10 protein-coding genes are annotated in these 12,354 nt (G+C 64.7%); 7 read left to right on the top strand and 3 right to left on the bottom strand.

Annotated features, from left to right (window positions below):
• Window positions 1–23: 23 nt before the first annotated feature.
• Complete coding sequence (locus tag BUB39_RS14130; protein ID WP_073054488.1) at window positions 24–1,859, bottom strand: PHA/PHB synthase family protein; 1,836 nt, start codon at window positions 1,857–1,859, stop codon at window positions 24–26.
• Between the two features lie 140 nt (window positions 1,860–1,999).
• Here BUB39_RS14130 and BUB39_RS14125 point away from each other — a divergent pair, with 140 nt between their 5' ends.
• The 5 genes from BUB39_RS14125 (at window position 2,000) to recJ (ending at window position 7,923) form a co-directional block, all read left to right on the top strand.
• A complete protein-coding gene (locus tag BUB39_RS14125; protein WP_139251480.1) occupies window positions 2,000–2,401 on the top strand; it encodes a hypothetical protein in 402 nt (133 codons plus the stop codon).
• Window positions 2,402–2,512: 111 nt separating this feature from the next.
• On the top strand, window positions 2,513–3,733 hold the full coding sequence (locus tag BUB39_RS14120) for an LL-diaminopimelate aminotransferase (RefSeq protein ID WP_073054484.1): 1,221 nt from the start codon (window positions 2,513–2,515) through the stop codon (window positions 3,731–3,733).
• A gap of 23 nt (window positions 3,734–3,756) precedes the next feature.
• Window positions 3,757–5,085 (top strand): homoserine dehydrogenase, encoded by a 1,329-nt coding sequence (locus BUB39_RS14115; RefSeq protein WP_073054482.1) that lies wholly within the window; start codon window positions 3,757–3,759, stop codon window positions 5,083–5,085.
• A gap of 12 nt (window positions 5,086–5,097) precedes the next feature.
• Window positions 5,098–6,096 carry a class II fructose-bisphosphatase gene (gene glpX, locus BUB39_RS14110; protein ID WP_073054480.1) on the top strand — a complete coding sequence of 333 codons (999 nt, stop codon included), beginning with the start codon at window positions 5,098–5,100 and terminating at the stop codon, window positions 6,094–6,096.
• Between the two features lie 12 nt (window positions 6,097–6,108).
• Window positions 6,109–7,923 (top strand): single-stranded-DNA-specific exonuclease RecJ, encoded by a 1,815-nt coding sequence (gene recJ / locus BUB39_RS14105; protein ID WP_073054478.1) that lies wholly within the window; start codon window positions 6,109–6,111, stop codon window positions 7,921–7,923.
• Here recJ and BUB39_RS14100 read toward each other — a convergent pair.
• A complete protein-coding gene (locus BUB39_RS14100) occupies window positions 7,883–8,782 on the bottom strand; it encodes a DMT family transporter (RefSeq protein ID WP_175561869.1) in 900 nt (299 codons plus the stop codon). The two genes, recJ and BUB39_RS14100, sit on opposite strands and share 41 nt — an antisense overlap.
• 178 nt (window positions 8,783–8,960) lie before the next feature.
• Between BUB39_RS14100 and BUB39_RS14095 the strand changes: the two genes are divergently transcribed.
• Window positions 8,961–10,514, top strand: a complete 1,554-nt coding sequence (locus BUB39_RS14095) for an acetolactate synthase large subunit (RefSeq protein ID WP_073054473.1) — start codon at window positions 8,961–8,963, stop codon at window positions 10,512–10,514.
• Entirely contained in the window at window positions 10,514–11,233 is a 720-nt protein-coding gene (locus BUB39_RS14090) for an HAD family hydrolase (RefSeq protein WP_073054471.1), read from the top strand. The genes BUB39_RS14095 and BUB39_RS14090 overlap by 1 nt, the downstream gene beginning before the upstream one ends.
• On the opposite strand, the gene BUB39_RS14085 is transcribed toward BUB39_RS14090, so the two are convergent.
• Window positions 11,230–12,228 carry a nucleoside hydrolase gene (locus BUB39_RS14085; RefSeq protein WP_073054469.1) on the bottom strand — a complete coding sequence of 333 codons (999 nt, stop codon included), beginning with the start codon at window positions 12,226–12,228 and terminating at the stop codon, window positions 11,230–11,232. The genes BUB39_RS14090 and BUB39_RS14085 overlap by 4 nt on opposite strands.
• Between the last annotated feature and the right edge of the window lie 126 nt (window positions 12,229–12,354).

The raw sequence follows: 12,354 nt of genomic DNA, 5'->3' as shown, positions 1-12,354 counted from the left end.
GGTCCCCCTCTCACCAGAACGAGTTACGACATCACCTTCACGTAGCTTCCGGGCGCATCCTCGATTGCCTTGACGCGACGGCCGCCGGGGATGCGCGCCTTGACGCGTGTTGCGTCGAGGCTCTCGATCCATGCCTGCCAGTGCGGCCACCAGGAGCCCGGATGCTCCTCGGCCTTGGCCTGCCAGTCGTCAAAGCCATCGCCAGCCGGAGCGGGGCCTGTCCAGTACTGATATTTCTTGCGTACAGGCGGATTGACCACGCCGGCAATGTGTCCCGAGCCGGACAGCACGAATGTCACGGGCCCCCCGAAGAAGGACGAACCGTAGAACACGGAGCGCGGCGGAGCGATATGGTCCTCCCGCGTTGCTAGATTGTAGATCGGGATCTTGATGTCGCGGAGTGACAACCGGACATCGCCGACCGACAGCTCGCCCTTGGCGAGCTTGTTGTCCAGATAGCAGTTTCGCAGATAAAACGAGTGGTTAGCGGCGGGCATTCGTGTCGCGTCTGAATTCCAGAACAAGAGATCGAACGGAATCGGTTCGCGGCCGCGAAAGTAATTGTTAACCACGTAAGACCAGATGAGCTCGTTGGAGCGAAGCATGTTGAAGGAAGACGCCATGTTCTTGCCTTCGAGATAGCCGCGCACGCTCATCTTCTTTTCGATCTGCTCGATCTGCTCCTCGTCGATGAACACCTTGAGATCGCCGGCGAAGGTGAAGTCGACCTGCGTCGCGAACAGCGTTGCGGCGGCGATGCGGGTATCGCCGGTGGCCGCCATATAGGCCATCGAGAAGGACAGCAGCGTGCCGCCGACGCAGTAGCCGATGGCGTTCACTTGCCTTTCGCGCGTGATCTTCTCGATGACGTCAAGCGATTCGAGGATGCCCTCGCGCATATAGTGCTCGAAGCTCTTGCCGGCCTGCCTTTCGCCCGGGTTGATCCAGGAAACGACGAAGACCGTGTGCCCCTGCTCGACGGCCCATTTGATGAAGGATTTTTCGGGCGTCAGATCGAGGATGTAGAACTTGTTGATCCAGGGCGGGACGATGAAGAGGGGACGCTTCAACACCTCGGTCGTCGCGGCCTTGTACTGGATCAGCTGGCAGACATCGTTCTGGTGCACGACCTTGCCGGGCGTCAGCGCCAGATTGCCACCGATCGAGAAGCTCGACGTGTCGACCTGGCGGATCTTCAGTTCGCCCTCGCCGGCGGCGATATCGTCAGCAAACATGTTGACGCCGCGGACCAGATTCTCGGCGCTTGAATCGAGCGTATCGCGCAGGATCTCCGGGTTCGTGAAGAGGAAATTCGAGGGTGAGATCGCATTCGCGATCTGGCGGACATAGAAGCGCGCCTTGAGCCGCGTGTGTGCATCGATATCGCCGGCATCGCGCGCCATCTCGTCCGCCCACTGGGCCGTGATGAGATAGAACTGCTTGATGAAGTCGAAATACTGGTTGTCGGTCCATTCAGGATCCTGGAAGCGCTTGTCACGCGCGTCAGGGACGGCGATCGGTGGCATCGGAGCGCCGGCCATGCGGGCAATGGACGAATTCCACAACGCGAAATAGCGCCCGAACAGCCGCGTCTGCGCCTGGACCGTGCGGGTTGGATCGGCCGTCCAGTATTCGATCACCTTGGACAGCGTCTTGATGATCTCGGTGATTTCGTCGACCACATCGGCCGAAACGGAGCCGTTCTCACGCGGCTTGAGGAAGTTGGCAGCAGCCCGCGAGGCGCCTTCGAGGATGAGCGCGATGTTGCGCGCAAGCCGCTCGGGGTCTTTCACCATCAGGTTGATCGGCGTTCCCGCCGGCCCCGTTGGCCCGCCCGATGCGCTCTTGTCGCCAGCCATTGCTTCCTCGCTTGTCCGGACTTTTTCGCGACGCCGCTGCTTTCGGCGCGCTGCAAGTGTAATAGGTTCGCAGGATGAGGGATATCCGGGAGGCGTTTACGAGACGCTTACCCTCGCAGCGGAAAATAATGGTGGCTTCAATGGTCGGTGACGAGATGCGGCAACGCCGAAGAATGGTGTTTTGGCTGTCGATCGGGCTTGTTGCTGCGCTTTCGGGCTGCACGACGGTCAAGAAGACGCTGGATTTCAGCGCTGACCCGGAGATGCAGCGACCGGGTACCTATCCCAACATCAATACGGGCGGCGCGCCTCAACCCGGCAAGCCGTTGACGCCGGCCGAACAGGACCAAACCAAGGCCGCGATCGCCGCACAGGGCAAGATCGCCAGTCCCGAGGCCGGGGCAGACGCCAAGAAGCAGGGGGCTGAGCGGGCCACCGAACTCGATGCGCTCGCCAAGAATCATGCCGCGCAGACGCTGGAGGAAATCCAGAACGGCTGCGGCACCGACAAGGTGATCGATGCCACGAAATGCCCGCAATGAAAGTGCTCCCTTTTGAAGCCGGTTCAATGATATGAACCCCGCCGCGCCGGCAAAGGCGCAACGTTAAATGCATCCAATCAAAGTGCATCGAGCCAGGATGGATCCGGAGCAATGAGCGAGTTCCACAGCGTGCGGCGTCTGCCGCAATACGTCTTCGAGCAGGTCAACCGGCTTAAGGCGAGCGCACGGGCCGCAGGCGCCGACATCATCGACCTTGGCATGGGCAACCCCGACCTTCCGACGCCGCCGCACATCGTGCAGAAACTGGCCGAGACCGCGGCGCGCCCCGATGTGCATGGCTATTCCGCGTCGCGTGGCATCAATGGATTGCGCAAGGCCCAGGCGGCCTATTACGAGCGCCGCTTCGGCGTGAAGCTCGATCCCGCGACGCAGATCGTCGCGACGATCGGCTCGAAGGAAGGCTTCGCCAACATGGCGCAGGCGATCACCGCCCCGGGCGACGTGGTCCTCTGCCCCAATCCGAGCTACCCGATTCATGCGTTCGGTTTTCTGATGGCCGGCGGTGTCATCCGCTCGGTTCCGTCCGAGCCGGGGCCGGAATTCTTCCATGCGATGGAGCGGGCAGTCATCCACTCGATCCCGAAGCCGATCGCCGTGGTGCTCTGCTATCCGTCGAATCCGACGGCCCATGTCGCCGATCTCGACTTCTATCGCGACGTGGTGACGTTCGCGCGCCGGCACGACCTCTTCGTTCTGTCGGATCTCGCTTACGCTGAGATCTATTTCGATGATGTGCCGCCGCCCTCGATTCTCCAGGTGCCCGGCGCGATGGACGTCGCGGTCGAATTCACCTCGATGTCGAAGACCTATTCCATGGCCGGCTGGCGCATGGGCTTTGCCGTGGGCAATGAGCGCCTGATCGCGGCATTGGCCCGCGTGAAGTCCTATCTCGACTACGGCGCCTATACGCCGATCCAGGTAGCGGCGACGGCGGCCCTCAATGGTCCGCAGAACTGCATCGACGAGATGCGCGCCACCTACAAGCATCGCCGCGACGCGCTCGTCGAGAGCTTCGGACGGGCCGGCTGGGAGATTCCAGCTCCGCGCGCCTCGATGTTCGCGTGGGTGCCGATCCCCGAGCCGTTCCGTTCGCTCGGCAGCCTCGAATTCTCGAAGCTCTTGATCGAGAAGGCGGATGTCGCGGTGGCGCCAGGCGTCGGCTTTGGCGAGCATGGGGACGAGTATGTCCGCATCGCGCTGGTCGAGAACGAACAGCGCATCCGCCAGGCGGCCCGCAATATCCGCCGCTTCCTTGAATCGGCAGACAAAACGTTGCACAACGTCGTCCCGATCAGCAGCGCCCGGCGATAGTCCGGGCCCCTCTGGGGCGACTTATGAATCAAACGGTTTTGAGGCTGGGCGTTGCCGGGCTGGGCACGGTTGGCACGTCCCTGCTTCGTCTGGTTGAGCGGCACGGCCAAGATCTTGCTGTCCGAACCCGCCGGCCCATCGCGATCACGGGCGTTTCCGCCCGCGACCGTGATCGCGACCGTGGCGTCGACATTTCGGGCTGCGGCTGGTTCGACGATCCGGTGGCGCTGGCGCGGTCTGCCGAAATCGATGTCTTCGTCGAACTCATTGGCGGTGCCGAAGGTGCGGCCAATGAGGCTGTCCGCGCCGCCATTTCCTCCGGCAAGCATGTCGTGACCGCCAACAAGGCGCTGCTCGCGCGACACGGCGCCGAGCTCGCCGCGGCCGCCGAGGCCAAAGGGGTCTCGCTCAATTTCGAGGCGGCCGTCGCGGGCGGAATTCCCATCATCAAGACGCTGCGCGAGTCGCTGGCCGGGAATACCGTCTCGCGCGTGTTCGGCATCCTGAACGGCACCTGCAACTACATCCTGACGCGCATGGAGCGGGAAGGGCTGTCGTTCGAGGCCTGCCTCGCCGAAGCACAACGTCTCGGCTATGCCGAGGCCGATCCGACCTTCGACGTCGATGGTTTCGACACAGCCCACAAGCTGTCGCTGCTTGCCGCGATCTCCTTCGGAACGGAAATCGACGCCGACGCCGTCTATGTCGAGGGCATCCGTTCGATCACGACTGCCGACATCGAGGCCGCTGACGAGCTCGGCTATCGCATCAAGCTTCTCGGCGTCGCGAGCCGAACCGATACCGGCTTCGAGCAGCGCGTGCACCCAACGATGGTGCCGAAATCCTCACCCATCGCCAGGGTCGACGGCGTCACGAATGCCGTCGCAGTAGAGGCCGATTTCGTAGGGCGCCTGGTGCTGTCCGGGCCGGGGGCGGGCGGTGACGCCACCGCGTCCTCCGTGATGAGCGATATCGCGGACATTGCGCGCGGCGATGTCGTCGGCACGTTTGGGCGGCCGGCGAGCGCCCTGCAGCCCTATCGCCGGGCGCAGATGCGGGCCCATGAGGGCGGCTACTATGTCCGCCTCGCCGTCTTCGATCGGCCTGGCGCCTTTGCCTCAATTGCGCAGCGCATGGCTGAAAACGGCATCTCGCTCGAATCAATTGTGCAGCGGCGGCGGGCGCCACGCGCCGACGCCCCGGATCATCCGACGCCGCTTGAGCCTCAGCCTGTCATCCTGATCACCTATGATACGACGGAAGCGCAGATCAAGGACGCGCTGGATCGCATCACTGTCGACGGCCATATCGCCGAGCATCCGCAGATGATACGGATCGAACAGTTCGCATAAGTGGGGAAAGCGATGGCTTTGACGGAAGCAAAGACCGCGGGACTTGATCGAATTCTGACACTCGAGCTTGTTCGCGTGACGGAGCGGGCGGCTGTGGCAGCGGCTCGCTGGCGCGGTCGTGGCGATGAGAAGGCGGCCGACCAGGCGGCCGTAGACGCCATGCGCAAGGAGCTCAACAATCTCGCCATCGAGGGCACCGTCGTCATCGGTGAAGGCGAGCGCGACGAGGCGCCGATGCTCTATATCGGCGAGGAAGTCGGTACCGGCTACGGGCCCGCAGTTGATATCGCGCTCGATCCGCTCGAGGGCACCACGATCTGCGCCAAGAACCTTCCGAATTCGCTGGCGGTCGTGGCGATCGCCGAAGGCGGCACGCTGCTGCACGCGCCGGACGTCTATATGGACAAGATCGCCATTGGCCCCGGCTATCCCGAAGGAACTGTCGATCTCGACCGGACGCCGTCCGAGAACATCGCCTCGCTGGCCAAGGCCAAGGGCGTGCGGGTCAACGAAATCACGGCCTGCATCCTGGACCGACCGCGTCATGCCAAACTCATCGACGAGGTTCGCGCCACCGGAGCCGCTGTTCGGCTGATCGGCGATGGCGACGTTGCCGGCATCATCGACGTCACCGATCCCGATGCGACCGGGATCGATATCTATCTCGGCACCGGCGGCGCGCCGGAAGGCGTCCTTGCTGCCGCAGCGCTCTGCTGCACGGGAGGCCAGATGCAGGGCAGGCTGATCACGCAGTCGGAGTCCCAGAAGGCCCGCGCCGGCAAGATGGGCATCGTCGATTTCGACAAGAAGTACACTCATCACGAAATGTGCCGTGGCGAAGTGCTGTTCGCGGCGACCGGCGTCACCGACGGCAACATGCTGAACGGCGTGCACTATGCACGTGACGGCCGTATCACGACGGAAACGCTGGTGATGCGCTCTTCCAAGGGCACGATCCGCTTCATCAAAGCGACCCATCGCGACGACGAGAAGTTCGCGACGGAGAATTGATCGGGCACGGCAATGTCTGATTTCGGCACGGCCGCCCGACGCAGCTTTCTCGGCGTCGAGCGGTCGGCGACGGGGCGGCGCTGGGATGATCGCCTCGACGCGACGGCTGGCCTCTCGGCCACCGCCATGGTTCAGCGCCACGAACTGCCCGAGCTTCTGGCCCGCGTCCTAGCGGCGCGCGGCGTCGCCGTCGATGACGCGTCCGATTTCCTCAATCCGAGCCTCCGCCAGCTGATGCCCGATCCCTCGGTGCTGACCGACATGGACAGCGCCGCTGAGCGCATTGCCGATGCCGTCGAGCGCGGAGAGGCGGTTGCGATCTTCGGCGACTATGACGTGGACGGCGCCACCTCCTCGGCACTGCTCGCCCGCTTTCTGCAAAGCCAGGGCGTTCCGACCCGCGTCTACATCCCCGATCGTATCTTCGAGGGCTACGGTCCCAACCCTGATGCGATCCGTCTCCTGATCGAGGAAGGCGCCGGGCTCATCGTCACGGTTGACTGCGGCTCAACCAGCCACGAGGCCCTCGGCGTCGCGGCGGATCTTGGCCATCCCGTGGTCGTGCTCGACCATCATCAGATGGGCGCCGACCTTCCGCCGGCTCATGCCGTCGTCAATCCCAATCGGCAGGACGACCTTTCGGGGCTCGGCTACCTCGCGGCCGTCGGTGTTAGCTTCCTGGCTGTCGTGGCTGTCAACCGGGCTCTGCGCCGCCGTGGCTGGTATGGCGAAAGCCGCCAGGAGCCAGATCTTCTGCAATGGCTCGATCTGGTGGCGCTCGGCACGGTCTGCGATGTCGTGCCGCTCATCGGACTGAACCGCGCCTTCGTCGTAAAGGGCCTCATCACGCTACGCCGAGGCGCCAATCCGGGCATTGCAGCGCTGGCGCGCCTGGCGCGGATCGATGCGCCCGTCTCGCCCTATCATCTCGGCTTTCTGATCGGGCCGCGCATCAACGCTGGCGGCCGGATCGGCGATGCTGCGCTCGGCGCGCGACTCCTGTCGCTGGATTCGACGGCCGAGGCCGAAGTGATCGCTGCCTCGCTCGATGACCTCAACCGTCAGCGCCAGGCCGTCGAGGCGGCGATGCTCGAACAGGCGCTGGCCGAGGCCGAGGCGGAGATCGGCGGCTCCGAAGGCCCGGCCGTGCTGGTCACAGCGGACGAGCACTGGCATCCGGGCATCGTCGGACTGATAGCAGCGCGGCTGAAGGAACGGTTCCAGCGTCCGGCTTTCGCCATCGCCATGATGCCGAACGGGCTCGGCACCGGCTCGGGCCGCTCAGTGCCTGGCGTCGATCTCGGCGCGCTTGTCCGCGCAGCCGTTGGCGAAGGCCTGCTCGTCAAGGGCGGTGGCCACGCCATGGCGGCCGGCATCACGGTCGAGAAGGCGCGGCTCGGCGATTTCAGGGCTTTCCTCGAGGTTCGAGCGGCTGTGGCGTCCCGCGCGGCTCGTTCCGCCAGCGCGCTTCTCGTCGATGGCGCGCTGACCGCGCGGGCGGCGACGCCCGATTTCATCGAGCAGATCGAGCGGGCAGGGCCGTTCGGTGCCGGCCATGCCGAGCCTGTCTTCGCCTTTCCGGCGCACCGCATTGGCTATGTCGAGACCGTGGGCAACGGGCATGTCCGCGTGCAGCTGTCAGGCGGCGATCAAAACCTGCGCGCCATCGCATTTCGCGCCGCCGACACCGAGCTTGGCCGCCTGCTGCTCGAAAGCCGCGGCCGGCCGCTGCATGTCGCTGGTGTGCTCGGCCTCGATCACTGGCAAGGCCGCAAGCAGGCGAGCCTCAGGATTCTGGATGCCGCGGAGCCGGAACCGGTCCGTTGACCGCCGCAACGGCCTCGGACGACCGGGCCGGCAGGAAATTCAGCACGCCCGAAAGCAGCACCAGCCCGATACCGATAAGAGCAATCGCATCTGGCAGTTCGTCGAACAGCAATCCGCCCAACACGACCGCCCAGACGATCTGACTATATTGCATCGGGCCAATGCGATTGGCCGGCGCATTGCGTGTCGCGGCCATGATCAGCAGATGGCCGGCGCCGGCCAGGAGGCCGCAAAGCGCCAGAAGCATCAGCTCGTGCATCGTCGGCCATTCGAAGACGAAGAGCGTGATCACGCCATTGACCACCAGCGAGCCGAGCATCAGCGTGCCTAGCAGCGTGACTTGCCGCTCGGTTCGCCCGATGACGCGCAACATCAGCAGCGACAGTGCCCCGAGCAGCGCCGTTGCGACCGCCGCGAGGTGGCCCGGCAGAATCTCGCGAAAGCCCGGCCGCACGACGAGCAACACGCCAGCAAGGCCGAACATCAGTCCGACGAGCCGCGCGAGGTTAGTCCGCTCGCGCAGATAGAAGAACGAGAAGGCAGCGACGAACAGCGGCAACAGGAAGATCAGCGAATAGGCGTCGGCGAGGGGCAGCGTCGTGAAGGCATAGGCGCTGGCGAGGCCTGCTCCAACGGCGGCGCACATGCGGGCCACAACCAGGCCCGGCCGCTGCATCCGCAACATGTCGCCCCAACGCTCCTGCCTCGGCTTGGCGAAGAAGACGGCGAGGCATGAAAAGACGGTGAGGATCAGCGTCATTTCGGCAACATGCAGCCTTCCGCCAGCGGCCTTGATGGCCGCGTCGGCGCACGAAAAGACGGCATAGCTCGCGAGCGCGAGGACGACGCCCTTGTTCATGATGAAATTCCGGAGACAGGAGGACGCGCGATATTCCATCCCCGGAGAACAAAAGCAACTGCTTGCCAGCCGAATAGACAGGGGGCGAGGTGGAGCCCGCCCTTAGGCCTGATTGACAGCCGCGTCGTCCACGCGCGACTGTCTGGCCCGTCCCAAGCCCGAGCCCGGCGGATATGGAATGAACGGCGCTGACCGCCTCTGCGATACGCTACTTGCCAGCGGCATCGACGTCTGTTTCGCCAATCCAGGCACCTCGGAAATGCATTTCGTCGCGGCGCTGGATCGAAAGCCGGCGATGCGCTGTGTTCTCGCCCTGTTCGAGGGGGTCGCGACCGGCGCCGCCGACGGCTACGGCCGCATGGCCGGCAGGCCGGCAGCCACCTTGCTGCATACCGGGCCCGGCCTCGCCAATGGGCTTGCCAATCTGCACAATGCCCGCCGCGCCCGGACGCCGCTCGTGAACATCGTCGGCGATCACGCCACTTATCATCTCGGCTTCGATGCGCCACTGACCAGCGATATCGACTCGCTGGCCCGGTCGATGTCGAGTTTCGTCCGCCGCGCCACCGGGCCGGATGACGTCGGCCCGGCGGCGGAAGCGACGATTGCCGCAGCCATCGAGAGGCCCGGCGTCGCGACGCTCATCCTGCCGTCCGATGCCGCGTGGGGTTCGGTTACCACCGATGGCGACGCGCGACCGGCCAGAATCGCATCGCCGCCTCGGGTCGAAGAAGCGCGGATTGCCGAGCTGGCCTCGGCCCTCGCGGCCGCCGGAGGCCGGGCAGGGCTCCTGCTCGCGGGCACGGCGCCCCGCGGCACGGCGCTGGAGATGGCTGGGCGAATTGCAGCCAAGACCGGCGCCCGCCTGTTCGAAGAGGTCTTGAACGGACGCAGCGAGCGGGGCGTAGACCGCGTTCCACTGGAGCGAATCCCTTATCCGATCGCCCAGGCGACGGCGGCACTGGCCGACCTGACATTGCTCGTGCTGGTCGGCGCCCGCGAGCCGGTCGCCTTCTTCGCCTATCCCGGCAAGCCGAGCCGGCTCCTGCCCGCCGGATGTGATGTCGCGACACTGGTGGAGGCCGATGACGACATCCCGGATGCGCTCGAACGCCTTGCGGACCGGCTTGGTGCCAGGCAGAGCTCGCCACGCCGCCCCGATGCCGTGCCGATGCCGGCGATGCCCAGTGGACCGCTAAACGAAGACGCCGTCTCGATCATCGCCGCCGCCGTTCTTCCGGAGCAGGCCATTGTGGTCGACGAGGGGCTGACCTCCGGCCGGCGTTTCTACGCGCTGAGCGCACAGGGGCCGCAGCACGATTACATGATGTGCACTGGCGGTGCGATCGGGACCGGCATGCCGCTTTCGGTCGGTGCAGCGATCGCCTGCCCGGACCGAAAGGTCGTGACGCTCCAAGCCGATGGCAGCGGCATGTATACTCTCCAAGCGCTATGGACGGCGGCGCGGGAGAAGCTGGATGTCGTCGTGATCGTCTTCGCCAATCGCGCCTACGCCATCTTGCGCCTCGAAATGGGCAATGTTGGCGTGACCGGCTTCGGCCACAATGCCGACCGCATGCTGCGGCTCGACGAGCCGGCGCTCGATTGGGTGTCGCTGGCGCATGGCATGGGCGTCGAGGCGGCCCGTGCTGAGACCTGCGAGCGCTTCGCCGACCTTTATCGGTCTGCCGTTGTGCGGAAGGGCCCGTTCCTGATCGAGGCGGTGATCTGATGGCGCGGCTGAAGGCGCTTCTCTTCGACAAGGACGGAACCCTGGTCGATTTTGCAATCACCTGGAACGGCGCCGCGGCTTCGGTGCTGGCATCGCTGGCCGGCAATGATGCCGAGATGCATCGCCAGCTTGCCGCCATTCTTCACTATGACACTGCGACCGCGGCCATCATGCCGACCTCGCCTTTTGTCGGTGGGACGGTCACCGACATCGCCGCACATTTCGCGCCCGTCGTTGGGATAGCTGTCGGCAATCACGAAGCCTTCGTCGAGCGCTTATCCCAGTTGTTCAACGCCGGGGCATTGGCCTCCGTCGCGCCGATCGGCGACCCGCTTGGCCTGCTCACGATGTTGAAGGCCGAGGGCTATCTGCTGGGCATTGTCACCAACGACACTGAGTCTGGTGCGCGGGCGCAGAGCGAGAAGCTCGGCGTCGATCGGTTGTTCGACGCGATCATCGGCTATGACTCAGGCTTTGGCAGGAAGCCGGATGCTGGCCAGATACACGCCTTCATGGACCGCTTCGACACAGCGCCGGCAGAGACTGCCCTGATAGGAGACACGCTGCATGATCTGGACGCCGCCCGCGCGGCCGGCGTCCTCGCCATCGGCGTTGCGAGCGGGTATCTCCCAGCCGAAGCTCTCGCGCCGCATGCTGACCATGTCATCATGGACATCATGGGCTTGCCAGCGCTCCTTGACGTTTTGGGCGAACGCTAGGCGCCGATTTCGTTCAAGTAGAGTGAGACCACGGCATCGAAATCCATGTCGTGAACCACGGTGACCTCCGGCGGCGCGTCGTTCACAGGGAAGCGGGTATTGTCGTGGCCGACCCCGCTCGCGCCCGCTCGATAGCCGACGCTCATGCCATATTGTAGTCCGGGCTCGGTGATGACGTCGACGCAGAGGCGCTCGGAGCGGAAGAGGCCGGGTTCCAGGGCGTAGGCCAGGGCCGAGGAATCATAGAGGCCATAGACCAGATGGTTCTGGGTGCCCTCGGCGTCGAAGAGCGGTAGCATATAGTCACGAAAAAGCTGCGCCGCGCCGGTTGCCGCCGTGGTTGAGGCAGCGATCCGGTCGACGAAGGCCCGGGGCATATGCGTCTTGCGACAGACGTTCATCGGCAGCAGGCTGAGCGGCAGTCCTGCCCGCAGCACGATCCGCGCCGCCTCCGGGTCGACCCAGAAATTGAACTCCGACAGCGGCGTCGAATTTCCCCAGCCATCGGGATAAAGCTGCAGCGCACCGCCCATCACCACGACGCTCTTGATCAGGCTAGCGATCTCGGGCGCCTTCCGAAGGGCGACGGCGAGATTAGTCAGCGGCCCGACCGCCACGATGGTCACTTCATGCGGCCACGCCGTCACCATCTCGATGATGAAGTCGGAGGCATGCATGGGATCGGCTGCGAGTTGTGGCAGGCCGCAGGGCAGTTCGACTTCGGCGGGATGCGTCGCCCACTCGCCCCACATCTGGTCGGCATAAGCGCTGCGCTCATGCAGCAGCGGCCGGTCGAAGCCGGCACAGACTGGAACGTCCTCCTTCCCTGTGAATTCCAGAAGGCGAAGGGCGGCGGCGAGCGAGAGCTTCAGGTCGTAATTGCCCATGACAGGCGTGATGCCGAGAAGGTCGATCCGCGGGGAGTGCAGCGCGAGCAGCGCGGCGATGCAGTCGTCATTCATCCAGCCGATATCAGTGTCGTAAATGAGCTTCACGCTGGTTTCCCGTTGTCCGACAGAGTCACCATGGCAGTGCGGGGCGACGCGCGCTATTTTCGCCGTTCCATGTCGGCAGAACCGCTGACCGTCAATTCGAACATGCAGCATCCCAAGGATCAAGCC

The organism is Kaistia soli DSM 19436 (genome assembly GCF_900129325.1).
In the GTDB taxonomy this organism is placed as follows: domain Bacteria; phylum Pseudomonadota; class Alphaproteobacteria; order Rhizobiales; family Kaistiaceae; genus Kaistia; species Kaistia soli.
Note: the sequence above shows the minus strand (reverse complement) of the source record. Positions and strands in the feature narration are given on the sequence as shown.

Bases quoted from the DNA above. Each gene is read 5' to 3' on its own strand.
- BUB39_RS14130 (WP_073054488.1), bottom strand. From the start codon at position 1,859: ATGGCTGGCGACAAGAGCGCATCGGGCGGGCCAACGGGGCCGGCGGGA.
- BUB39_RS14125 (WP_139251480.1), top strand. From the start codon at position 2,000: ATGGTCGGTGACGAGATGCGGCAACGCCGAAGAATGGTGTTTTGGCTG.
- BUB39_RS14120 (WP_073054484.1), top strand. From the start codon at position 2,513: ATGAGCGAGTTCCACAGCGTGCGGCGTCTGCCGCAATACGTCTTCGAG.
- BUB39_RS14115 (WP_073054482.1), top strand. From the start codon at position 3,757: ATGAATCAAACGGTTTTGAGGCTGGGCGTTGCCGGGCTGGGCACGGTT.
- glpX (WP_073054480.1), top strand. From the start codon at position 5,098: ATGGCTTTGACGGAAGCAAAGACCGCGGGACTTGATCGAATTCTGACA.
- recJ (WP_073054478.1), top strand. From the start codon at position 6,109: ATGTCTGATTTCGGCACGGCCGCCCGACGCAGCTTTCTCGGCGTCGAG.
- BUB39_RS14100 (WP_175561869.1), bottom strand. From the start codon at position 8,782: ATGAACAAGGGCGTCGTCCTCGCGCTCGCGAGCTATGCCGTCTTTTCG.
- BUB39_RS14095 (WP_073054473.1), top strand. From the start codon at position 8,961: ATGAACGGCGCTGACCGCCTCTGCGATACGCTACTTGCCAGCGGCATC.
- BUB39_RS14090 (WP_073054471.1), top strand. From the start codon at position 10,514: ATGGCGCGGCTGAAGGCGCTTCTCTTCGACAAGGACGGAACCCTGGTC.